At 35.1% G+C, this 24,343-nt stretch carries 16 protein-coding genes; 10 read left to right on the plus strand and 6 right to left on the minus strand.

The window, feature by feature from the left end; all coding sequences use genetic code 11:
- Positions 1–29 precede the first annotated feature (29 nt).
- The 5 genes from M666_RS19655 to M666_RS19675 form a co-directional block, all read right to left on the minus strand.
- The gene (locus M666_RS19655; protein WP_029445512.1) at positions 30–1,331 is read right to left on the minus strand and encodes an alpha-L-fucosidase; all 1,302 of its coding nucleotides are present in this window, start codon (positions 1,329–1,331) and stop codon (positions 30–32) included.
- A 1-nt stretch (position 1,332) separates the two neighbouring features.
- Positions 1,333–3,663, minus strand: coding sequence for a GH92 family glycosyl hydrolase (locus tag M666_RS19660; RefSeq protein WP_029445511.1), 2,331 nt, complete (start codon positions 3,661–3,663; stop codon positions 1,333–1,335).
- A gap of 10 nt (positions 3,664–3,673) precedes the next feature.
- Complete coding sequence (locus M666_RS19665; RefSeq protein ID WP_029445510.1) at positions 3,674–5,731, minus strand: glycosyl hydrolase 115 family protein; 2,058 nt, start codon at positions 5,729–5,731, stop codon at positions 3,674–3,676.
- A 121-nt stretch (positions 5,732–5,852) separates the two neighbouring features.
- Entirely contained in the window at positions 5,853–7,520 is a 1,668-nt protein-coding gene (locus tag M666_RS19670) for a RagB/SusD family nutrient uptake outer membrane protein (RefSeq protein ID WP_029445509.1), read from the minus strand.
- 18 nt (positions 7,521–7,538) lie between these two features.
- Positions 7,539–10,664, minus strand: coding sequence for a SusC/RagA family TonB-linked outer membrane protein (locus M666_RS19675; RefSeq protein ID WP_029445508.1), 3,126 nt, complete (start codon positions 10,662–10,664; stop codon positions 7,539–7,541).
- A gap of 310 nt (positions 10,665–10,974) precedes the next feature.
- Here M666_RS19675 and M666_RS19680 point away from each other — a divergent pair, with 310 nt between their 5' ends.
- Genes M666_RS19680 through M666_RS19695 form a run of 4 tightly spaced genes read left to right on the plus strand, consistent with a single transcriptional unit; the run spans position 10,975 to position 16,816 of the window.
- Positions 10,975–12,363, plus strand: coding sequence for a 3-keto-disaccharide hydrolase (locus M666_RS19680; protein WP_029445507.1), 1,389 nt, complete (start codon positions 10,975–10,977; stop codon positions 12,361–12,363).
- Positions 12,356–13,717 (plus strand): Gfo/Idh/MocA family protein, encoded by a 1,362-nt coding sequence (locus M666_RS19685; RefSeq protein ID WP_039326113.1) that lies wholly within the window; start codon positions 12,356–12,358, stop codon positions 13,715–13,717. Before M666_RS19680 ends, M666_RS19685 begins: the two co-directional genes overlap by 8 nt.
- Before the next feature lie 49 nt (positions 13,718–13,766).
- Entirely contained in the window at positions 13,767–14,948 is a 1,182-nt protein-coding gene (locus M666_RS19690; protein ID WP_029445505.1) for a Gfo/Idh/MocA family protein, read from the plus strand.
- Between the two features lie 32 nt (positions 14,949–14,980).
- On the plus strand, positions 14,981–16,816 hold the full coding sequence (locus tag M666_RS19695; protein WP_029445504.1) for a family 78 glycoside hydrolase catalytic domain: 1,836 nt from the start codon (positions 14,981–14,983) through the stop codon (positions 16,814–16,816).
- Between the two features lie 23 nt (positions 16,817–16,839).
- On the opposite strand, the gene M666_RS19700 is transcribed toward M666_RS19695, so the two are convergent.
- Positions 16,840–17,892: a substrate-binding domain-containing protein gene (locus tag M666_RS19700; protein ID WP_029445503.1), complete on the minus strand. Its 1,053-nt coding sequence runs from the start codon at positions 17,890–17,892 to the stop codon at positions 16,840–16,842.
- 181 nt (positions 17,893–18,073) lie between these two features.
- On the opposite strand from M666_RS19700, the gene M666_RS19705 reads away from it, so the two are divergent.
- Genes M666_RS19705 through M666_RS19730 form a run of 6 tightly spaced genes read left to right on the plus strand, consistent with a single transcriptional unit; the run spans position 18,074 to position 24,277 of the window.
- A complete protein-coding gene (locus tag M666_RS19705; RefSeq protein ID WP_029445502.1) occupies positions 18,074–18,889 on the plus strand; it encodes an SDR family NAD(P)-dependent oxidoreductase in 816 nt (271 codons plus the stop codon).
- Between the two features lie 18 nt (positions 18,890–18,907).
- Positions 18,908–20,083 (plus strand): mannonate dehydratase, encoded by a 1,176-nt coding sequence (gene uxuA, locus M666_RS19710; protein WP_024479533.1) that lies wholly within the window; start codon positions 18,908–18,910, stop codon positions 20,081–20,083.
- Positions 20,084–20,086: 3 nt separating this feature from the next.
- Complete coding sequence (gene uxaC, locus M666_RS19715; RefSeq protein WP_029445501.1) at positions 20,087–21,496, plus strand: glucuronate isomerase; 1,410 nt, start codon at positions 20,087–20,089, stop codon at positions 21,494–21,496.
- A 5-nt stretch (positions 21,497–21,501) separates the two neighbouring features.
- Positions 21,502–22,476, plus strand: coding sequence for a TRAP transporter substrate-binding protein (locus M666_RS19720; protein ID WP_024479531.1), 975 nt, complete (start codon positions 21,502–21,504; stop codon positions 22,474–22,476).
- A complete protein-coding gene (locus M666_RS19725) occupies positions 22,476–22,970 on the plus strand; it encodes a TRAP transporter small permease (protein WP_226989936.1) in 495 nt (164 codons plus the stop codon). The genes M666_RS19720 and M666_RS19725 overlap by 1 nt, the downstream gene beginning before the upstream one ends.
- Positions 22,971–22,972: 2 nt before the next feature.
- Positions 22,973–24,277, plus strand: a complete 1,305-nt coding sequence (locus M666_RS19730; protein WP_173399838.1) for a TRAP transporter large permease — start codon at positions 22,973–22,975, stop codon at positions 24,275–24,277.
- Positions 24,278–24,343 lie beyond the last annotated feature (66 nt).

Consider the following 24,343-nt stretch of genomic DNA (forward strand, 5'->3'; position numbering starts at 1 on the left):
TTAGTTTTAAGTTGATGCAACAAAAACGCCTATTTCTTTATAAATTCTATATTCGTTAGTTTTACTACTATAGGGTTTGGCCATACCTTATCATTATAAAGCCTTTGCGCTCTACTTATTGATATTTCTAACAAGTCTTTGTGCTGTATAAACCGAGACGTCGGCGTATTTTCTGGCCAATACTCAACCACCAAATCATTCTGCCCTAGTACAGAAATAGTGGTCTTTTTCGTTGATTTGATATTTTTCAAAAGAAAATTTCTTCTAAAACCTTTAAACCAATCTTTTTGCCCGGTAATAAACACATATGCGGTGTTTTCATCTTTACCTTTAGTAAACCACATAGCACCATCTTTTACTATAGTAGGTACGGGTCTTACATTTATTATCCCTTCTTCATTCACATACATCCAAAGTGCTATTTCACGCAAGCGCTCTTCTTGTTCAATAGGAATTTCGCCATCTGGTTTTGGCCCTATATTCATCAAGAAATTTCCTCCTTTAGCTCTTATTTCTATTAATTTCTCAATTAACTCGGAACCATCTTTATAGGTTTCATTTGTAGGTTTGTATTGCCATTGCGTCCCCATCGTCATACACGTTTCCCAAGGTCCAGGCATAGCACCACTAGGAATAGATTGTTCTGGAGTGCTCATTTCACCTCTGGTCACCACAATATCCGGGTTTATTTCATGGACATATTGTGCCATTGACTTTGCATCGAAAGCATCAAAAAACATCACATCGATAGGACCATAATTATTAATGAGTTCTTTAACCTGTGTTTTATCGTATTCAAAAAGTTCTTTATTCGCTGAGATTTGCGTCATTGGCCCCTTGCGTGAAATTAAATGTCCTTGTTTATGTATAAAACTAAAATCTTCAGGAGAAAAATAGATGCCTACTTTGAGGTCATACTTTCGCAATGCTGCTATTAATTCTCCAACAATATCTTTACCATAAGGCGTATTCATAATATTAAAGTCCGTCGTTTTTGTATCCCACATGCAGAATCCGTTATGGTGTTTTGCTGTAAAAACAACATATTCTGCACCTGCTACTTTAAACAAGCGCGCCCATTCATCAGCATCGAATTTATCCGGATAAAAAGTTTTAGGAAGCTCGTTAAAATATTTATTTACATAATCATCAGAAGCTCCCACTAAAGAGTGACTAATAACACTCCCTAATTGTGAATCCATACTCCAATGCACAAAAATTCCGAAGCCCATATCCATAAACTCTTCGTTGAGTTCTGGTTTATTTTTCAACTGTGAAAATGCTGAAAAACAAACAAAAAGTACTACAACAAGTATATATTTAGAATTCATTTTAATTAGTAGGTTTATTAGACATTTCTAATAGTAATTCTCCTCCTGTAACAACATCACTTTGTGAAACTTTATAGGCATCTATAGGTTTTCCGTTTAATGTTACGCTATTCACGTACACATTTTCGGGGCTATTGTTAATCGTTTTTATCTTAAAAGAACTGTTTGCGTAATACGCTGGATTTAATGCAATCGTTATTTCATCAAAAATGGGGCTTCCTATTTGGTATTCAGGGTTTTCTTCTGTTCCGCCATTCATTTGAAAAAGACCAATTTTAAGCAATACATTTAAACTCCCCATCAAACCTTGATCTTCGTCACCATTATATCCTGTTGATGGTGATAAACCACTGAACGTTTTTGCAATTACTTTACGTGTCCAAAATTGTGTAAGGTCTGGTCTGTTTAATTGATTAAAAACAAATGAAGTTTGTATCGAGGGTTGGTTACCAAAATTGATAGGAATTCTGCTATATTCAGGGTGCAATTCAAGAGCGTGAGATGATCCTGCCGTAAAGCCTAATTTTTCTGCTTTTTCAAATTGAATATTTAACTTTTCTACGGCGGCTTCTTCTCCTCCCATTAATGAAGCCAAGCCTTTTAAATCATGTGGTACAAACCATGTAGATTGCGCTCCGTTTGATTCTATAAAGCCGTTTTCAACTTGGTACGGATCGTAGTCTTTTTTCCATTCTCCCTCAACATTTTTTGGACGCATCCACCCTATTTCTGTATCAAAAACATTCTTATAATTTGATGCTCTTTTCATGAAATACTCATAATCCTCCGTGTGCTTTAATTTTTTAGCCAATTGCGCTAAAGTCCAATCCTGATATGCATATTCCATCGTCATACTTGCGCCATCTTGATGGCTCCCAAAATCTCCTTCAGGAATAGGGTAAGGAACAAAACCATTTTCTATGTAGTATTTTAAACCACCTCCTAAGTTTGTAGTATGTTCATACCCTGCTTTCCCCATAATACCATTGCGCATATGGTTCTTTTTTAAAGCTTGATACACCTCTTCTATATCATCTTTCACAATACCTTTTTGGATGGCACTTACTATAAAAGGAGTCGCAGATGCTCCTGTCATTACATAGGTATAATTCCCTCCTGATGGCCCTCTTGGGATGAGTCCTCCATCTTTATAATATTGCATTAATGAATACGTAAACTCTTCCATAATTTCAGGATACACAAGCCCCCATAAGGTGTTTAAAGTCCACTGTGCTCCCCAAAAAGAATCTGAATTATAGTGATTGAATTTTGGTTTACCATTAGCATCTAAAGACAATTGTCCTACCCTAAATTCTTTTCCTGTATTATCAGGGTATGCGCCATTTACATCACTAATGATTCTACGGCCCTGAAGCGCATGCCATAAATCTGTATAAAATCTTCTTTGATCTTTTTCAGAGCCTCCTTTTACTTCAATTCTACTTAATAGATTATTCCATTCTTTTTTTGACTCATCTACAATAGTATTAAAATCCCAGTTTGGTAATTCTTTCTCAATATTAGTAGTTGCATTGGCCACTGAGGTATAAGAAATACCTACTTTCATGGTTACAGAACGTGCTGTATCTTTTAAATTGATAAGATAATTCTTGGTTTCTTCATCTTGTTCCAAAGAAGCTATCTCTGTATCTAGTACTACTTTAAAATAAACAGTAACGGGCTTTGGCCTCCGATGCGTAGGGGTCATTACTAATTTACCAGAAAGTTCCTTAGGTGTATTTTGCTCCAACAATCCTTTTATATTTTCACAAGGACCTAGTACAGTATTTAAATTAAATAAGATGGCCTTGTTGCTTGTATCTGGAAATTCATACTGATGTAGGCCAACTCTTTTTGTACTGGTTAATTCCGTTTTAATTTGATACCTCTCTAATTCTAATGAATGATAACCTGGAGTAATCTGTTCTTTTTCATGGCTGAACTTTGAATAAAAATCGGTATAAATAGCTTCCTTGGTATGCTCGTTAATGGTAACAGGCATTACCGAAATGCCCGATAATTGCCAGGCATGAATATGACTGAAGCCTTTAATGGTATCTGTCTTGTAGCGATAACCACTGCCCCAAGCGCCACCTATTTGCGTATCTGGGTTTAAATTTACCATTCCGAAAGGACGGTTTGCAGACGAAAAGAAAAACCATCTAGAATTCTCTGAATCTAATAATGGATATACTTTTGCCGTATAGTCTACCGCGTCTTTAACGGTTGTAGTCGCTAAGGTATTTTCTGGTTCCTCTTTACATGACATAAGAAAAAGGAGAGAAATACTTAGTAAAGCAGTGCTGGTTTTAAGTGTTTTTATCAATCTCATTATCCTTGATTTACAGTGTCATATTTTTAAGATTTGCCTCAATGGCATCTAACATCTCATAGGTTGGAAAACCATTATTTTGTCTGCGAATAGCAATAGAATACCAATCTTTCCATTTGTCATCTAGATCTCCCGAGCTTCTGTGATCAAAAACTATCTTAAGTTTATTTCTTGCTTCTGGGAGTATTGTCATGGCTTCTGCTAGAAACTTCTTATCCTGTGTAGTTTCATATTTTCTTTTAAGCATTGCCATTTTATGAAGTGCCGTTTCAAATGCAATTAAATCTGAATATAATTGTACTGGAAGAAAAATATAGGAATGATAAAAAGTATCACTCTTACTCACTTTTTCAGACCCTATCTCCGCTTCATTAAATGCTTTTTCTAAATATGATTTTGTTTTTGCTGTATTTTCTAAATCTCCTAAAACACGTTCATAATCAAAAGGAATGGATGTTTTTCCTGGGCGTACTATAGGAGCATTTGAAAGGTAGGAGACCGCTTCTCTAATTTCCCATAAATGTTCTACATACCCTTTTCTACCTTCTTGTGCTTTATGTAAATATTGCATTGAAGCAACGGCATGCTTAGCTACCTCGGGACTAAAATAACGCTCTGTCCAAGTTTTATAAAAACCATCGCTGGTAAAGGTATCTGGGTTATAACAAACCTCACTGTAGGCTTCTAAATTTAAAAGAAATGGTCTAAAATTTTGACCGTTAACTAAACAGTATTTATCCGCATCATAGGTATCAAACATATGTTTCATGGCTGCTTCTACGAGATTTGGATAAGGGTTATGAACGGTATGGTTTAGCCAGTATCCTGCGTGCATATAAGTCCCAAAATCATATCCTTTTGTATCTTTTATTTCATGGTCAAAAGTTCCAAAACCATGGTCTGACCAAACTACGGTCCAATCTTTTGGAGGATTGAAACCTTCATTAAACATTTCCATCCCATCACTATAACAGATGGCTACTTTTACAGCTTCCGGATTGTATTGATCTACAAGAGCGCCAAAGGCCTCGTAGACTTCATTAAAAACATCAATTTTAGATTCGCCACAAGAGCTCTTATATTCCCAATCCCAAACCTGGTTTCTAGGACGCAGCACATAAATATCGGTCTTACTTAAAGGTGTTTTTTCTAAATAATATTTCCAAGCAGTGATCCAATCTTCTTTATAAGTTGCCCAACATTCTGCTTTACTTTCATCCATTGGATGTATTTGATACCCTAATTCAAAATCTATTTGAATCTTCATACCTTTTAATTTGGCATAGTCTATCATCTTGTCTAGATAATCAATATCTATCTGATAGTCAGGGTTTAATTTTTTATATTCAGGTCTTACATAAAATTCTGGCCTGCCCAACATGTCAAAAAATTGGATAGCATTGTAACGTAAGCGCACTAAAGAGTTTATCATTTCGGTATAACTCTCCCAATCATATTCTAGAAGTTTACCTCTGTAATTTGCTAATTCATCTACATCATTTTCAAAATAGGCTAAAATGGGCACTTTCGGGGGTGCTATAGTTTTAGCTTTAAAATTATAAATAGCCGTTTTAGATTTGGCACTAGGCTTTTTTCCTGTCCAATATTCAAAAGGGTCTATTCCTAAAATTTCTTTTGCGTAATCATAAATTGCGTATTGCAGTCCCTCTACATCAGACCCGCCAATAACGATTGCTTCTTGTCCGTTTTGTAAGTTTGTTTTTGCCCAAATTCCTCCTCTTGATCCTGGCAATTCTGCAGACAATGTTATTTTTTTATCAGCAGCTAATTCTTTTAGTATTGAATTAGAACTTGTTGTCCCTAAAACAAAAATTGTCCCTGACGTTGGTACTTCGTCTTCATCAGTAAGAATAAAAATATCTTCCGTTACCACCTTAGACAAGTCTTTTTTAAGATCATTAATGGTCTCTAATTCAACAGGATTAGCTGAAGAACCAATAAGTAAGAAATACTGGTTTGCATTAGGTTTTGCACATGAAAAAAATAGGAATAAAGCTATGGCACATAAAGTCATTGCCACATTTTTTTTATAAGGAGTAGTAGTCATAGTTTTGATCTATAAAGGACTTAAAAAAGGGGAATAGAATTTTTAAAAAATAGGCAGGCAATTTCTCGCCTGCCTATAGACTAAAAAATTAAAATCACTAAAAATTAATTCTTCTAGTTAATTAGTATCCAGGGTTTTGAGTCATTGTCTCTGGAGACAATTGAAGTTCACTAGCTGGTATTGGACGTAATAAATGAATACTCGCATCAAAAGCTCCGTGATCTATAACCTGCGGATTATATTGCGCTATTCTTTCTTCTAATTTACCAGTACGCTTTAATATCGCCCATCTATTATCTTCCCCTGCAAGCTCTAAAGCACGCTCATCAAGAATATCATCTATAGTAATTGACGTATATTCATTAGCTACACCCGTAGCTCTTTCACGTACTCTATTGATATGAAATAACGCTTGAGAAGAATTTCCTGCTCCTAAATAAGCTTCTGCTGCTATTAAATGAGTTTCTGCTACTCTAAATACATACGTATCACGTGCTCCCAATCTTGTTTCATTAAAATCTTCATCATCAAACTTTTTGAAGATTGGAAAGTTGGTTAATTCTGCATTTAAAGTGTACAAATAATTTACACCAGCTATAGCATCTGGTCTTCCAAATAAATATTCATCTGGTTGATATACCCAATGACGATCTAAATGCTCTACCAATTCTGCTGCATCTAAAGCAACTTTTGGATAGTACACTACGGTATCTCCAGCCACTATAATATCTAATAAATTTCCGCTAGCATCTTTTAGCTCATCATCTGCATCAGCTAAAATGGCTCTATGAAAAGTAACATCATCTCTACTATCATTAGCCGCAAATAAAGAATAATAGTAGGGTGTTGGCATCATTGAAAAATCACTAAACCCGTATGGCGTTGTTGCTCTATTAACACCAGGATAATTAGCCACTTGATTCATAAATAACGAATGCTTATTGTTATCCTTGTCTGCTGTAAAACCACTAGTACCCCATTGCATGGCAAAAAGCACTTCATCATTTACTTGATTGTCATAAGCGAATAACTCCGCAAAAGACTGACTTCTAATATCATAACCATTAATTGCTTCTTCTGCTAATGCTGCTGCTGTAGCGAAATCTGTACTTTCTCCAAAAGAAGTATAGGCTCTAGTAAGGTAAACGTCTGCTAATACATGTTGGGCTGCTCTTTTAGAAAAACGTCCGGTTTCTGGGGCTTCTTCCAAATCTGGTATAGCTGCTTCCAAATCTGCAATAATAAGATTGTATGTTTCTTGCTCTGAAGATCTTACATAATCAGTACGGATACTCTGCGCTTCCTCTACTTCAAGAACCACACCACCATATTGTTGTACTAAATTAAAATAAGCCAGGCCTCTTAAGCCTTTTGCTTGTGCAATACCATATGCTCTAGCGTCTAAATTAGAATCGCTCCACTCTATTTGATTTTCATAACGGTTAATAACAAAATTTGCTTTACCAATAACTCCATAATTATTTGCCCAAACAGATTGCCCTGCACTAGACGTTAAATTAAAATAATCATTGGTTGCAGAAAGCGAAGAAAGGTCTCCTTTATTCGCAAAAATATCGGTACCATCAAATTTAAAGGTGTAATCTCTATATACCGTACGCATACTTGTATATACACCTACCACTAATTGATCGGCATTATCTTGATCAATAAAATTCTCACTAGTAATATCTGAGTAAATATCTTCCTCTATATAGTCATTACATGCGCTTGTTGTTACCAAAACAGCGAACAAGACTATAGCATTATTTATGTTTTTTAATAATTTCATCTTTTTCTAGTTTAAAAATTAATAGGATAACTTAAGACCGAATAATATTGTTTTTACAGAATACCCCATATTATAAGAGTTCTGTAATCCTGTTTCTGGATCTGGACCATCAAAATCTGTAAAAGTGAATGGATTTTGAACATTTAGAGTCATACGCAAACTTGACATTTTAAATTTATCTAAAAGAGTGTCTGGGAAATCATATGCCATACCAATATTTGCTATTCTAACAAAAGACATATCTTCATAGAACCAAGGATTTGACTCCCCATATTCTGGTGAAGGATATTTACCATCTGGATTGTTAGGAGTCCAATAATCTTGATCTAAGCTATTGAATACTGCTTTATCACCATTAAAAGTTGCGAAATTTTGGTGGAATTCTGAATGTCCGAATACGCCTTGTCTGGTATTTACTTGAACATTCAGCTCTAAATTTTTATAACTAAATGTATTGGTCATCCCCGCAATCCAATCGGGTGATTGCGACCCTATAACTTTTTTATCATCTTGATTGATCACTCCGTCTCTTTCATCTGGAATACCATCACCATTAGTATCTACCGTTAATTGATCTACAAACTTATATTGCCCCGGTATACCTCCTAAAGCATCAGCTTCTGCAGCTTCATCAATTTGCCAAATACCATCAACTTCATAATCAAATACAGCATCAATAGGAGCACCTACTTGTAACACTCCATTTAGACGAGAATCTCCAAGAATTATTTGATCTACACCTGCGTATAGCTCTAGAATTTCGTTCTTGTTGTTTGAGAAATTGATATTCGTTTTCCAAGTGAAATTATCACTTCTTACATTCACGGTATTAAGAGTTACTTCGATACCACTATTACGTACGGAACCAAAATTACCAATTGCAGTTGGGGTATTTTCTTCATCCCCAAAACCTGTTATGAAAGATAATTGGCGCGCAAGAACACTACCTTCTGTCTTCTTATTGTAATATTCAAATCCTAAATTAATTCTATTATTTAAAACCCCTAATTCAAAACCAAAATTGTATTCTTTAGAAATTTCCCAAGATAAATCTGCATTAGACAGGTTTGAAACTACCTTTCCGATATTCGATTCATCGCCAAATAAATAGCCTGTCTGACTTAAAAATGCTAATGAACTGTATGGACTCACTGTTTTATCATTTCCAGACTCCCCATAACTTACTCGTAATTTTAAATTATTTAACCAATCTGTATTTTGAAGAAATTCTTCCTCACTAGCTTTCCATGCAAATGCTGCCGATGGAAAGAAAGCCCATTTATTTCCTTCTGATAATTTAGAAGAACCATCATACCTTCCTGTTGCTGTAAAAAGATATTTATCTTTAATGCTGTAGTTTAAACGGCCTGCAAAAGAAGATAAGGTTTCTTTAGAATAAAAAGTTCCATAATCATTAGGAGTATCTGCTCCTGCTTGCGTATTAAAAAACAAGTAAGCATCGGTATCAAAATTACGAACTTGAATATTACTTCCTTCTTCGTTATTGTAATAGATAGAAGTAATTAAGGTTGTTTTTAAATTATGACCTTCTGCAACATCAAAATTAAAATCAGCAATGTTATCCCAAGTGTATGAAGTATTTAAACCTGAATCATAATAAGATCTTATTCTGCTTTCATCATTTCTTGAAGATTTTGTCAATAAACCACGGTACTCACCAAAACGCTTAGCGCTTACATTTGGAGAGAATTGTGTTTTAAGGTTTAACCATTCTTTTGGCTTATAATTTAAAAATACGTTTGCAATTACATCCAAAGATCTGTCATTTACTCTCCAAGCCCCATCTGCTTCATAAAGCGGATTAAGAAAACGATCATCTTGTGCATCTGGAGCAAGAACAGGTTCTCCATTCGCATCATAGGCACTCACAGTAGGAGCTAATCGTAAAGAACTTCTAAATAATTCTCTACTACCTTGCTCGCGTTCTGATAATGCTAAATATGTTTTAATCCCTACGGTTAGTTTATCTGATACCTTTTTTGAAAGAGAAGCACTAATATTATAACGCTCAAATTCTTCAATTCCCATTACACCTTCATCATGTAAATAACCTAAAGAACCACTATAAACTAAACCATTTGCTCCTCCTGACATACCTACAGTATGACTTGTTTGAACTCCTGTTTTTCTTAATAAGCCCATCCAATCAGTATAATTACCGCTAGCTACATTAGCAACTTCTTGGTTTCCGTTGCTACTGAAATATTCTGTAGAACGATCTATAGTTACATTATTATAATCTGCTACGGTTCTTGAAGTGTTTAACCATTCTCTAGCACGTAACACGTCATCTACGAAACCAACATACTCATCTCCACTAAGCATATCTGGTATATTCGTTGCAGAACGCAAACCAAAACTAGATTCATAAGTAAACACAGTTTTTCCTTCAATACCATTCTTAGTAGTTATAATAACTACCCCATTTGCTCCTCTAGAACCATAAATAGCCGTTGCAGAAGCATCTTTTAAAATATCCATTTGCTGAATATCAGAAGGGTTTAATACATTAATATCATCAAAGAAAATACCATCTACAACATATAATGGTTGATCTGGATCATCACTCAAATCATCACTAACACCATCTCTTTCACCACCTTGGTTAGCCGTAATAACTGTATTACCTCTAATTTGGATATTCAGAGGTGCACCTGGCTTTGAATTTAATGTTCTAACATCTACCCCAGCTACTCTACCTTGTAGTGCTTGGCCAATATCTGTTTTCTTTTGCTCTGTTAAATTTTCAGCACTTAAAGAAGCTACCGCTCCTGTCAAATCGCTTTTCTTTACAGAACCATAACCAATAACAACTACTTCATCTAACAATGCTGTATCTTCAGTCAAGGTTACATTTAAAGAAGATTGTCCTTTATACGCTACTTCCTTAGTACTGTATCCTATATAAGAAAACTGTAAAATTGCACCACTACTCGCTTCAATTGCAAAAATTCCATCAAAATCCGTAACAGTCCCATTGGTTGTTCCTTTTACGACTACGTTTGCTCCCGGAATGGGCATACCTAACTCATCTGCAACAACACCAGACACTTTAGTCTGCGCCAATAATGTTGATGACAAACCCAATAATAAGGTAACCATTAATAGTTTTAGTTTTTCCATTTTTTTCTTTGTTAAGTTAATTGTTCGCTAAAGTAATGTTAAGAGCCTGTTAACGAATGGACATATTATTCTGATATATGGACATAATTACTATATGAATCCTAAGTTAGTTGTCAATTTCACAAAAAGTGCCAGTTTAAAAGCTACTTTTTATAAAAATATTAGCCGTAAAATATCAAATATTAATTTCTGATGCATTATTTTTAGAAACCAATATAGACAGTATGTCCATGGTTTGGATTGATTTATCCATCCAAAAAAAGTGTAGATACCCTAATTTGCCTAACTTATTAACAAACTAAAATTTACCATGAAAAATTCCATTTTCTTTAATAGAATACTACTCCTATGTGTAGTATCGTTATTTTTTAACTGTAAGAACGAACCGAAAGATGATACTCCGTGGATAAGCTTATTTGATGGAGAAACCTTAAATGGATGGAACCAAAAAGGAGGTATCGCTAAATATACCGTTAGAGATGGGGCAATTGTAGGAAGTACTGTTCATGATACTCCAAATTCTTTTTTAACGTCTGATAAAATGTATGGTGATTTTATTTTAGAATTAGATTACAAGGTAGATTCTAGCATGAATTCTGGTATACAAATACGCAGCAATAGTTTTCCTAACTATAAAGACGGGAGAGTGCATGGCTATCAAGTAGAGATAGACCCTTCTGAAAGAGCTTGGAGCGGTGGTATTTATGACGAATCTAGACGTGGTTGGTTAAACCCGTTAGATGGTAACCCAGCCGCACAAAAGGCTTTCAAACAAAATGATTGGAACCATTATAGAATTGAGGCGATTGGTGACACTCTAAAGACTTGGATTAATGACGTTCCTGCTGCTTATTTAATTGATGGGAAAACAGGAAGTGGTTTCATATGCTTACAGGTTCATGAAATTCATGCAGATAAAAAAGAAGGAACAGAGATTATCTGGAAAAACGTAAAGATTCTTACAGATAGCGTTTCTAAATACAGCAGAAAATCACCCATCCAACCCATAAACACAAAAAACCAATTGACCATCGATGAGAAGAAGAAAGGCTGGAAATTATTATGGGATGGAGAAACTACTGATGGATGGCGTGGTGCTAAACTAGATAAGTTTCCTGAAACTGGCTGGAAAATTGAAGATGGTATCTTAAGTGTTCTAGCTTCTGGTGGCGGAGAATCTACTGCTGGCGGAGATATTGTTACGAATGAATTGTATGCTGATTTTGAACTTACAGTAGATTTTAAATTAACACCGGGCGCAAATAGCGGTATAAAATATTATGTAGATACAGAATTAAATAAAGGTGATGGTTCTTCTATTGGATTGGAATATCAGCTTTTAGATGATGCCTTACATCCTGATGCTAAGCTTGGCAATCATGATGGTAGTAGAACCGTGGCTTCGTTATATGATTTAATACAAGCAGATACCAACAAACCTATTCATCCAATCGGAGAATGGAATACCGCTTATATTATATCTAAAGACAACCATGTTGAACACTGGTTAAATGATGTAAAAGTTTTAGAATACGAAAGAAATAGTGAGGAGTACTTAAAATTAGTATCTGAAAGTAAATATGAGAAATGGCCAAATTTTGGTGCTTTAGAAAAAGGACAAATATTACTACAAGATCATGGTGATTTAGTGTCCTTTAAAAATGTAAAAATTCGTCCAATTAATACTATAAATGAATAAGAAGATGGGGTCAAACAGAAGAGATTTTATAAGAAAAACAGCTATTGGAGCTGTAGGAGTTACTTTAGGAAGCCATAGCGTAAATGCAATGTCTGCCAAGAGCTACTCAAAGATAATAGGTTCAAATGACAGAATCCATGTCGCTATTCAAGGTTTAGGAAGACGATACAATGCCTATATCTCTGCTATGGGTGATAAGAAAAATAATATCGAACTATCGTACTTATGTGATGTTATGAAAAGTCAGCGCGATAAAGCTGCTGCAAATGTTTCTAAATCTATTGGCGCAAAACCAAAATTAGAAAATGACATTAGGAACATCATTAACGATAAAAATGTAGATGCCATTTTTATGGCAACTCCTGATCATTGGCATGCTCCAGGTGCCTGTATGGCTATGCAAGCAGGGAAACATGTGTTTTTAGAAAAACCATGTAGCCACAATCCTGAGGAAGGAGAGCTATTAGTTGCTTATCAGAAAAAATACAATAAAGTTGTACAAATGGGGAACCAACAACGTTCTTCATTACAATCACAAGAAATTATAAAAGACATACATAATGGTGTTATTGGTGATGCGTATAAAGCAATTGCCTTTTATACCAGTAAAAGAGGTGCCGTTCCGCATCAAGTAAAAGCAAACCCACCTGCTGGTTTAGATTGGGATTTATTTCAGGGTCCTGCGCCTAGAAGAGCTTATACAGACAACACTTGGGATTATAATTGGCACTGGTATGGTTGGGATTATGGTACCGCTGAAATGGGTAATAATGCGACACATGAATTAGATATTGCACGTTGGGCTTTAGATGTAGAATACCCTGAGCATGTGGCTGTCAACGCTGGCAAATTCCAATACAAGGATGATGGTTGGGAAATGTATGATACTATGGAAGCTACTTTTAATTTTGCCGACAAAAAAACAATCCAATGGGATGGTCGCAGCCGTAATGGGTATGACAAATATGGTGCTGGAAGAGGTACGATTGTCTATGGATCTGAAGGTTCTGCAAAAATAGATCGTGATGGCTATCGTTTATACAACCTTAAGGGCGAATTAATTAGAGAAAATGTTGTGCCTGGTATAGAAGATGGGAATGCTTTAGGTGGTGGCGGACAGCTTTCTGCAGCACATACCGTAAACTTTTTTGACGCTATTAGAGGTAAAGCGGAGTTAACCTCTCCTATTGACCAAGGTGCTATAAGTCAAATGCTTACCCATTATGCAAATATTGCGTACCGCATAGATGATTCTTTTGAAGTTGATGAAACTACAGGACGTATATTTAATAGAGAAGCCATGAAATTATGGTCTAGAACGTACGAACCAGGATGGGAGATTAAATCCGTATAACCATCCAAAAAAATCTTATATTACCCTATAACACCACTAAAAGTTTTACATGAAAAGAAGAGAATTTATAATCAAAGGATCTGTTGCAACAGCAGCTTTATCAACATCTGCAGTAGCTTTAGGAAACGTTCTTGATTTTAAAAATGCAAATGATACTTTAACTATTGGAATTATAGGCACCGGTGACCGAGGAACTGGAATGATATCTAATATTAATAAAATTGATAGATTTAATGTGAGCGCATGTTGCGATGTATTACCTTTTAGATTAGAACAAGGTTTAAAAGCCGTAAAAGGAAAAGCAAAAGGATATGATGATTACCGTAGATTATTAGACAATAAAGCTATTGATGCCATTCTAGTTTCCACACCATTTAGTACCCATTCCCAAATTGCTATGGATGCATTAGATGCTGGGAAGCATGTGTACTGCGAAAAAACAATGGCAAAAAGTTATGAGGGTATTGATCAATTAACACAAAAAGTTAGCCAATCGAATACCATATTCCAAACAGGTCATCAATACCACAGCTCTAGGTTATACACCCACGTAGTAGACTTGATAAAAAATGGAAAAATTGGAAAAATCACTTCCTTTGAGTGCCAATGGAACCGTCATGGAGACTGGAGACGCATGGTTCCTAAACCAGAACTAGAGAGAGCCATAAACTGGCGCATGTACCGTGAATACTCTGGAGGGTTACTCGCAGAACTTTGCTCACACCAGATAGATTTTGCAAATTGGGTTTTAGATGAAGTACCACACCAAGTTATGGGTGCTGGTGGTGTAGATTATTGGAAAGATGGCCGCGAAACCTTTGATAACATTCACTTGATTTACAGCTACCCAAGTGGTGTAAAAGCAACATTTACCTGTTTAACGAGCAATGCTAAAGACGGATACAAAATACGCGTTAAGGGCGATAAAGGTTCTATTATTTTAGAATATTCAAAAGCATGGTTTTACCCGGAAGGAAATGAAAAAAAAGAAATAGGAGTTCTTGACGGTGTTTCTGGAGCCACTCTAAGATGGGAAGAAGGCTTAGGTATTCCAATTGTTATGGAACATTTGGAACCGAGTGAACAAGCTTTAATTGATTTTAGAGATAGTATTATTTCCAATAAAAACCCCATCTCTGATATTGTTACAGGCGCAAATACTGCTGTTTGTATACAAATGGGCTTAGACGCTATGTACAACAATACTATAGTTTCAAATCCTAAATTATAAATTTTACATCCATTATTTTATTACAACACACTATGAGAAAGTATATTACTTTACTCCTTTTTGTTACTTTTATTACCAATAACCAAGCTCAAGATCGTTCTGAAAAAATACAGTTAGAAACCACTTTAGTTGCTCCTAAAACAATCACTAAACTAGGAGAAGGTTCTTACCTTATAGATTTTGGAAAAGCTTTTTTTGGTACGGTTCAATTAGAAAGCAAAAAGGCTCAAAACGATTCTGTAGTTTTCCATTTGGGTGAAAAATTAAACGATCAACATAAAGTAGACAGAACCCCTGGAGGAACCATTCGCTATCAAAAAGTAGTTTTAAATGGATTATTAGCAGATAAAACAATTCATTTAAACCTTACTCCTGATAAAAGGAATACAAGCGGAGCGGCTATACTACTCCCTGAATCTATGGGCACCGTTATGCCTTTTAGGTATTGCGAAGTAGCCAATTTAACCATTCCAATAGAAGAATTACAATTCTTTCAGAAGGCAGTTCATAATAAATTTAATGATAATGCTAGTGATTTTACCTCTTCAGATAAGGTATTAGATGCTATTTGGGATCTTTGCAAACACACCATAAAAGCAACTAGTTTTACAGGTTACTATGTGGATGGCGATCGCGAAAGAATTCCTTACGAAGCAGATGCCTACATCAATCAACTAAGTCATTATAGTGTAGATAGTGTATATACCATAGGTCGCAGAACTAATGAATATTTTATAGATAACCCTACTTGGCCTACAGAATGGTTATTGCATACCGTTTTAATGTTCCATGCCGATTACATGTATACGGGCGACTTAGCTCCTCTTGAAAAATATTACGAAAATCTAAAACTGAAAACCTTAATGGATTTAGAACGAGAAGACGGTTTAATAAGCTCTTCTTCACCTCATCTAAATCAAAAATTAATAAACGAACTAGGATTTAAAAAACCAGACACCAAAATAAAAGATATTATAGATTGGCCCCCTGCTCAAAAAGATACGGGTTGGAAACTAGCCACTGCCGAAGGTGAAAGAGATGGCTATGAAATTGTACCCGTAAATACGGTCGTGAATTCTTTTTACTATTATAATTTAAAATTAATGACTGAAATTGCTGGTTTTCTTGGTAAAAAAGAAGACGTGAGTTTCTTTAAAAATAGAGCGGCAGCTGTTAAAAAGGTAATCAACACCAAATTATTTGATGCTGAAAAAGGATATTATATAGATGGAGAGAACAGTACACATGCCTCCCTACACGCTAATATGCTTCCGTTGGCATTTGAGTTAGTACCCGAAGAGCATGTAGAAAGTGTTACCGCTTTTGTAAAAACAAGAGGTATGGCCTGTAGTGTCTATGGGGCTCAATATTTATTAGAAGGTCTTTTTAAAAATGGTGAAGCACAATATGGTTTTGATTTAATTACGGAAACTGAAGGCGACAGAAATTGGTGGAATATGATGGAAGTAGGTGCTACCATGACTATGGAAGCTTGGGATGTAAAATATAAGCCAAATTCTGATTGGAACCATGCTTGGGGTACTGCTCCCTTAAATATTATTACACGTTACATGTGGGGGATAAAACCTAAAACTGCAGGTTTTGAAATTGCCGAAATAAAACCCCAATTAGCAGAATTATCGCATACGACGATTAAAGTACCTACCAAAAATGGAATCATTTCTGGAACGTATCAAAAGAGTGAAAAATCTGAACTTTACACCCTAGAAATTCCAAAAGGAATGTCTGCTGAATTTACAATTCCTTCAAGTCCAAGAAAGATCTTTTTTAATGGGAAGAAAATCAAAAAAAATAAAACTGTAATTCTTCTTGAAAGCGGAATTAACGAAATTAAACTAAAACAGTAAGGCTATGAGCTTTACTGTTTTTTTTACTTGCTGTGTTTACTGAACTGTGCATTTTCTTTAGTTAAAATCTCTATAGGAGAATAAATTCTTTCCTCCAACGCTTTCTGATCTACTAAAAAATCAACCATCAATTTAATAGCTTCATACGCCTCTTTAAACGGTTGTTGCGAAATTAAAAAAGCCACTTTCTCATTTTCTAAACAGCTTACATTTTCTTCCGTACCATCAAAACCAATAAGCACTAACTCGCTTATTTTTGAACTATTAATAACATTTGCAAAGCTAGAAACACGACTATTGGGTACATAAACGCCTTCAATTTTTGGGTTTTCAGCCAACATCGCTTCTAGTTTTTCTGCTAGTGCTACCGCATTTTCTAAATCTGCAATATTGATGTTTAGCAACGAAACTGTATCCTTATTTGCTTTAAAGTAATCCTCAAAGCCTTTTATTCTCTTGTAAATAGCATGGTTATTATCTAGGTTCGCTCTCGTTTGCATAACAGCAATGGCACTTTTGTCTTTTATGGAGAGTCGCATTAATTTCCCTGCAAGAAATCCGCTCATATAAGAATCTTGTCCTATAAATGATATATTATTACAGCCTTCTAAATTAATATTTAAGAATACATAAGGAATCTCTTTATTATCTAATTCTTTAGCTAATACTTTAGTCGCAGAACCAAATAAAGGAGCCAACAATAAGGCATCAGGTTTTGCGGCAATTACTTCTTTAAATTGACACACATACGAAGCTTCATCAAATTGATTGAAACTAAAATAAGAAACACTAGCCCCTATTTTTTTTACTTCCTCTTTTGCTTTTAGAATTCCCATCATTGGTGATTTCCAAAATGTATTCTCCGCATCATAATCAGGAATTAATACCGCAATTTGTACTCTTTTATTCAATGCTAAAGAACTAGCAATAGCATTGATTTGAAAATCATGCTTAGCTATAATCGACTTTATCTTAGCTTCTGTTTTTTTTGAAACGCCTCCTCTTTTATGAATTACTCTATCTACAGTCCCTGCTGAAACTTTAGCTTCTTTTGCAATGTCATTAATTGTAATCATATGCTAATCTTCAAATTGGATTTATTTTTCGTGTGCGCACACAAATTTTGGTAAATATAGTGAAAATGAAAAAAATCTGTCTATATTTACGTGTGCGTACACGAAAATTTTTAATATATAATAAAACACACTCGTAACGCTTGAAAATTAGAAGTATAACCTCAGAAAAACAACAGTTAGAATGAATTTGTTTGATATAGAAAATAAGGTAATCCTAATCACAGGCGGTGGCGGTGTATTAGGCGGTGAAATGTCTAACTACCTCCTAGGTAATGGTGCTACCGTAATTGTACTTGACCGTAGAGAAGAAACCGTAAATGCTGCTTTAGAAAAATTAAAAAAAGTTAGTGCCAATGTGTTTGGTTATGTATGTAATGTATTAGATGAAACTAGCTTAAAAGAAATTGCCGATCAAATTATAACAACACACGGAAAAATAGATGTGCTCATTAACGCTGCTGGCGGGAATATGCCTGGCGCAACCATTGGTGTAGACCAGACCATCTTTGATGTGAATATTGATGACTTTAAAAAGGTTGTCGATTTAAATTTATTCGGAAGTATTTTACCTGCATTAGTGTTTGGAAAAAAGATGGTTGAAAATAAAAAAGGGGTAATTATCAACATCTCTTCCATGACTGCACAGAGTGCAATTACCCGTGTTGTTGGATATTCTGCCTCTAAAGCGGCCATAGATAATTTCACCAAATGGTTGTCTGTAGAATTAGCTACAAAATTTGGTGAAGGTTTACGTGTAAATGCCATTGCTCCAGGATTCTTTATTGGCAATCAAAATAGAGATTTATTAATAGACAAAGAAACGGGTAAGTACACAGATCGTGGAGATACTATTATTAGAAATACTCCTATGAATCGTTTTGGAGAAACAGACGAATTAAACGGAACAATTCATTACTTATGTGCAGATGCTTCAAAATTTGTAACAGGAGTGGTAGTGCCTATTGATGGTGGTTTTAGTGCATTTAGTGGGGTTTAATTGAAAAAATAAAATAGTATGGAACAAACATGGCGTTGGTACGGGCCAAATGATCCCGTATCCTTATCAGATATAAAACAAGCAGGTGCAACAGGTATTGTTTCTGCATTACACCAAATTTCAAACGGAGAAGTTTGGGAAGTAGCTGCTATTAAAGAGCGTAAAGCTATTATTGAAAAAGTAGGATTAACATGGAGTGTTGTAGAAAGTATTCCTGTTCACGAAAATATAAAAACCCGTTCTGGGAATTTTAAAACTTATATAGAGAACTACAAACAGAGTATTAAAAATTTAGCTTCTTGTGGTATTCATATTGTATGCTACAATTTTATGCCTGTTTTAGATTGGACCAGAACATCACTTGATTATGAAGTAGAAGACGGCTCTAGAGCACTACGTTTTGATGTCACTGCTTTTGCTGCTTTTGAACTTTACCTTTTAAAAAGACCTGGTGCGGAAAACACCTATTCAGCTACTCAAAAAGCCGAGGCTAAAGCCTATGTTGATCAATTATCGGATGCTGATAAAACGCAATTGATTAATAATATTATCGCGGGTTTACCTGGTGCTGAAGAAGGCTATACTTTAGAGCAGTTTCAAAAAGTATTAAATACCTATGATACTATTGATGCGTCGAAATTAAGAGAAAACTTAGTTGCTTTCTTAAAAGAAATTATCCCCATTGCTGCACAAGAAAATGTAGTGATGTGTATTCACCCAGATGATCCACCTTTTCCAATATTAGGCTTGCCAAGAGTGGTTAGTACCGAGGCTGATTATGCTTATTTATTTGAACAAGTTCCACATATAGCCAACGGAATTACTTTTTGTACCGGTTCTTTAGGGGTTAGAGATGATAATGATTTGGTCCAAATCTTTAAACATTTTTCAGATCGTGTTCACTTTATTCACCTTAGAAGCACCAAAAGAGATGCACAAGGTAATTTCTATGAAGCCAACCATCTAGAAGGCGATGTAGATATGTATAGTGTGGTTAAAGAAATTCTAATAGAACAAAAGCGTAGGGCTAAAGAAGGCAGAAAAGATGCCGTAATACCTATGCGACCAGATCACGGACATCAAATGTTAGATGATTTGAATAAGAAAACGAATCCTGGATACTCAGGAATTGGAAGGTTACGCGGTTTAGCGGAATTAAGAGGATTAGAATTAGGTATTAAAAACAGTTTATAAGCAATGGCTTCCATAACATCAAAGAACTTTATTACAGAAAACTTTTTATTAAATTCTGATATAGCCATAAAACTATATCATGATTTTGCGAAAGACATGCCTATTATTGATTATCACAATCATTTATCCCCAAAGCAAATCGCAGAAAATAAGCCTATGGCAAATCTTTCTGATGCTTGGCTTAATGGCGACCATTATAAATGGCGTGCTATGAGAGCTAATGGTATCGATGAAAAATATATTACAGGCAACGCGTCACAAGAAGAAAAGTTTAACAAATGGGCAGAAACGGTTCCGTACACCTTGCGGAACCCTTTATTTCATTGGACGCATTTAGAATTAAAACGTTACTTTGATGTTGATGCTATTTTACAAGAAAGTACGGCTTCTACAATTTATGCTAAAGCGAATACTATTTTAGCACATAAAACTCCGGCGCAACTGCTTGAACAAATGAATGTAGAAGTTATCTGTACCACAGATGACCCTATTGATGATTTAGCGTACCATCAAGAAATAGCAAAACAAGGTTTTTTCACTAAAGTATATCCTACGTTTAGGCCGGATCAGCTTTTCTTAATCAATAAAACATCTTTTGAAAGTTATTTAGAAAAATTAGCCACATGCGTTTCTTTTCCTATTCACTCTTTAGATGATTTATTAAAAGCGATTCAAGAACGTGTAGATTTCTTTAATGCTAATGGTTGCCGTTTGTCTGACTTTGGTCTAGAGCAAATTTATGCTTTTGACTTTACGGATGATGAAGCCAATTCCATTTTGAAAAAAAGACTTTCTGGAGGCTCCCTTTCTGATGCCGAGACAAATAGCTACAAATCATGTATACAATACCATTTAAGTAAAATGTATCATGCAAAAAACTGGGTACAACAGTTTCACTTAGGAGCACTTAGGGATAATAACACTCGCTTATTGGAGGAATTAGGAGCCGATTCTGGTTGTGATTCTATGGGTGATAATACGCATGCAAAATCTATGTCTGCCTTTTTTGGCAGGTTAGATTATGAGGGAATTCTGGCTAAAACGATTAGTTATAATTTAAATCCGTCGCAAAATGAAGTTTTTGCTACCATGATGGGGAATTATAATACGGGAGAATGTGCAGGAAAAATGCAATGGGGATCTGGCTGGTGGTTTTTAGACCAGAAAGACGGTATGGAAAAGCAAATGAATGCACTTTCTAATATGGGCCTTTTAAGCAGATTTGTAGGAATGCTTACAGATAGTAGAAGTTTCTTATCTTTTCCAAGACACGAATACTTTAGACGTATTTTATGTGATTTGCTTGCGGAAGATGTTCGGAAAGGTTTAGTGCCTGATGATTTAAACTTTTTAGGTAAAATGGTCCAAGATATTTGCTATAACAACGCGGTAAACTATTTTAAATTCAACTAAACATCATGAAATACTATACACTACTCTGTGTTGTTTTCGCTTTATTTATCACTTCATGTAAAGAAGAGTCTGGAACTAAAACACTTTATTTAGCGCACACCCTACCTCAAACACATCCGGTACATAAAGGGATTCTAAAATTCCAAGAATCTTTAGATAAAAAATCTAATGGTACTTTAAAGATTAAAATATTCCCTGATGGTCAATTGGGTTCGGAACGCGAGGTATTAGAGTTATTACAAATTGGTAGTGTGGCTATCACCAAAGTTAGTGCTGCCACCATGTCTAATTTTGTCCCAGAATATCATGTACTGGGTATTCCTTATTTGTTTCGAGACAAAGAACATCAATTTGATGTTTTAGAAGGTCCCATCGGTAAATCTATTTTAGAAAAAGGGAGTAAATTCTACTTGCGTGGTTTATGTTATTATGATGCAGGAAGTCGTAGTTTTTATACCAGTAATAAAGCCATTAGAACTCCTGATGATTTAAAAGGTTTAAAAATTCGTGTAATGAACAACCAAATGGCAATAAATATGGTGAATGCTATGGGAGGCTCTGCTACGCCAATGGCTTACGGAGAACTGTATACTGCAATACAGCAAGGTGTTGTTGATGGCGCAGAAAACAACCCACCATCCTTTGTTTCTTCTAACCATTTTGAAGTCAGTAAATACTATACTTTAGATCAACATTCTGCCGTACCAGATGTACTTTTAATAAGTACCAAATATTGGGAGAAATTAACAGATCAAGAAAAAATATGGGTACAAGAAGCGGCCGAAGAATCTTCTGAAGCCGAAAAAAAATATTGGAATGATTCCGTAGAAGAATCTATGAAAATAGCAACGGAGGCTGGTGTAGAAATTATCATTCCTGAAAAATCTTTATTCGCTGAAAAATCTAAATCCGTCTTAGAAGAATTTGAAAAGGAAAATCCTGATTTATCAAGCTTAATTGAACAAATAAAAAAGAACTAATGATGAATAGATTAGATACCCTTTTTAAAAATACTTGCAAAATAATGGAAGTGCTTTTGATCTTTATTTTTGCATTATTAGTTTTAGACGTTTTATGGCAGGTATTCTCAAGATACCTTTTAAACAGGTCCTTCTCTTGGACCGAAGAATTTGCCCGTTTTTCTTTGATATGGCTTGCCATATTAGGAGCTGCTTATTTAAGTGCAAAAAGAGAACATTTATCGATGGACTTTTTATACCAAAAATTCTCATCGGCTAAAAAGAAAAAAGTGCTGCTCTTAATTGAAGTATGTGTCTTCTTATTCGCGTTAATTGTTATGGTCATTGGCGGATTTAATTTAGTCTATACTACCCTAGATTTAGAGCAACTTTCGGGGACCTTACGTATACCTTTGGGATATGTGTATAGCATTTTTCCATTTAGTGGATTACTTATGATGTGTTTTTCTATCTACCACATAGCTAAAATTAATTCTAACCAAATAACCGAATAATTATGAGTATTGAAGTGATAAGTATCATCGTTTTATTTGTTAGTTTTTTCATTTTATTAATGCTTAAAGTGCCTGTAGCTTTTTCTATTGGCATTTCTACCACCATTAGTTTACTCCTGAATATTGATAGTTTACCAGGCATCACCACCATAGCCCAAAGAATGATTACCGGTATTGATAGTTTTGCATTACTTGCCATTCCGTTCTTTGTTTTGGCAGGTGAAATCATGAAAAGAGGTGGTATTGCCAATAGACTCATCAACTTTGCAAAATCATTAGTTGCTAGTTTACCTGGTGGTCTAGCGTATGTGAACGTATTGGCGTCTATGTTATTTGGCGCCATATCTGGTTCTGCTATTGCGGCAACCTCAGCTATTGGTAGCATCATGACAGACAGAATGGAAGAGGAAGGATACCCAAGAGAGTTTAGTGCTTCGGTAAATATTACCTCATCTACTACCGGGCTTCTAATTCCACCCAGTAACATTTTAATTGTTTATGCTTTAGCTAGTGGCGGTACCGCCTCTGTAGCTGCCTTATTTATTGCAGGTTATTTACCTGGAATATTGCTAGGTCTAGCATTAATGGGTTACGTTGCATTTGTGGCTATCCGCAGAAAATTCTCAAAAGAACAAAGAGCTCCATTAAAAGAAATCTGGACGTATTTTAGAAAGGCATTTTTTAGCCTTCTTTTACTTTTCATTGTTGTTGGCGGTATTGTTGCAGGAGTTTTTACCGCAACAGAAGCATCCGTAATTGCTGTTTTATACGCTGCAATTCTTGCTTTAATCTATGGTGATATTCGTGTAAAAGATTTTCCTAGTGTATTATTGACCAGTGCAAAAACTACCGCGGTAGTTATGTTCTTAATTTGTACTTCTATGGCGATGTCATGGCTGTTTTCTTTTGAAAGTGTACCTGAACTTATGAGTAACTTTCTACTAGAACAATTTAGCAATAAATTTGTCATCTTTTTAGTGATCAATATTATCCTATTAATTGTTGGTACGTTTATGGATATTACTCCTGCCGTACTCATCTTTACACCTATCTTCTTACCTGTAGTTGTTGCTTTAGGTATGGATCCTGTCCATTTTGGAATCGTCATGGTATTAAACCTTTGTATTGGATTATGTACTCCTCCTGTTGGAACCATTCTCTTTGTAGGTAGTGGCGTTGCCAAAATATCCGTATCTCAGGTAATTAAACCCCTATTGCCCTTTTTAGCAATAATGGTGATTGTGTTATTACTGGTCTTATACATTCCTGAAATATCTATGTTTTTACCTAGATTGTTTGATCTATAGAATAAACAGACCTAAAAATAATTAGCTAATAGCTCTTTTATCGCTGTTAGTTCCTAAAACTAAAAA

It is taken from the genome of Cellulophaga baltica 18 (genome assembly GCF_000468615.2).
Lineage (GTDB): Bacteria > Bacteroidota > Bacteroidia > Flavobacteriales > Flavobacteriaceae > Cellulophaga > Cellulophaga baltica.

Bases quoted from the DNA above. Each gene is read 5' to 3' on its own strand.
- M666_RS19725 (WP_226989936.1), top strand. From the start codon at position 22,476: ATGATGAATAGATTAGATACCCTTTTTAAAAATACTTGCAAAATAATG.
- M666_RS19720 (WP_024479531.1), top strand. From the start codon at position 21,502: ATGAAATACTATACACTACTCTGTGTTGTTTTCGCTTTATTTATCACT.
- M666_RS19705 (WP_029445502.1), top strand. From the start codon at position 18,074: ATGAATTTGTTTGATATAGAAAATAAGGTAATCCTAATCACAGGCGGT.
- M666_RS19685 (WP_039326113.1), top strand. From the start codon at position 12,356: ATGAATAAGAAGATGGGGTCAAACAGAAGAGATTTTATAAGAAAAACA.
- M666_RS19700 (WP_029445503.1), bottom strand. From the start codon at position 17,892: ATGATTACAATTAATGACATTGCAAAAGAAGCTAAAGTTTCAGCAGGG.
- M666_RS19730 (WP_173399838.1), top strand. From the start codon at position 22,973: ATGAGTATTGAAGTGATAAGTATCATCGTTTTATTTGTTAGTTTTTTC.
- M666_RS19680 (WP_029445507.1), top strand. From the start codon at position 10,975: ATGAAAAATTCCATTTTCTTTAATAGAATACTACTCCTATGTGTAGTA.
- M666_RS19665 (WP_029445510.1), bottom strand. From the start codon at position 5,731: ATGACTACTACTCCTTATAAAAAAAATGTGGCAATGACTTTATGTGCC.
- M666_RS19670 (WP_029445509.1), bottom strand. From the start codon at position 7,520: ATGAAATTATTAAAAAACATAAATAATGCTATAGTCTTGTTCGCTGTT.
- M666_RS19655 (WP_029445512.1), bottom strand. From the start codon at position 1,331: ATGAATTCTAAATATATACTTGTTGTAGTACTTTTTGTTTGTTTTTCA.
- M666_RS19690 (WP_029445505.1), top strand. From the start codon at position 13,767: ATGAAAAGAAGAGAATTTATAATCAAAGGATCTGTTGCAACAGCAGCT.
- uxuA (WP_024479533.1), top strand. From the start codon at position 18,908: ATGGAACAAACATGGCGTTGGTACGGGCCAAATGATCCCGTATCCTTA.
- M666_RS19660 (WP_029445511.1), bottom strand. From the start codon at position 3,663: ATGAGATTGATAAAAACACTTAAAACCAGCACTGCTTTACTAAGTATT.
- M666_RS19675 (WP_029445508.1), bottom strand. From the start codon at position 10,664: ATGGAAAAACTAAAACTATTAATGGTTACCTTATTATTGGGTTTGTCA.
- M666_RS19695 (WP_029445504.1), top strand. From the start codon at position 14,981: ATGAGAAAGTATATTACTTTACTCCTTTTTGTTACTTTTATTACCAAT.
- uxaC (WP_029445501.1), top strand. From the start codon at position 20,087: ATGGCTTCCATAACATCAAAGAACTTTATTACAGAAAACTTTTTATTA.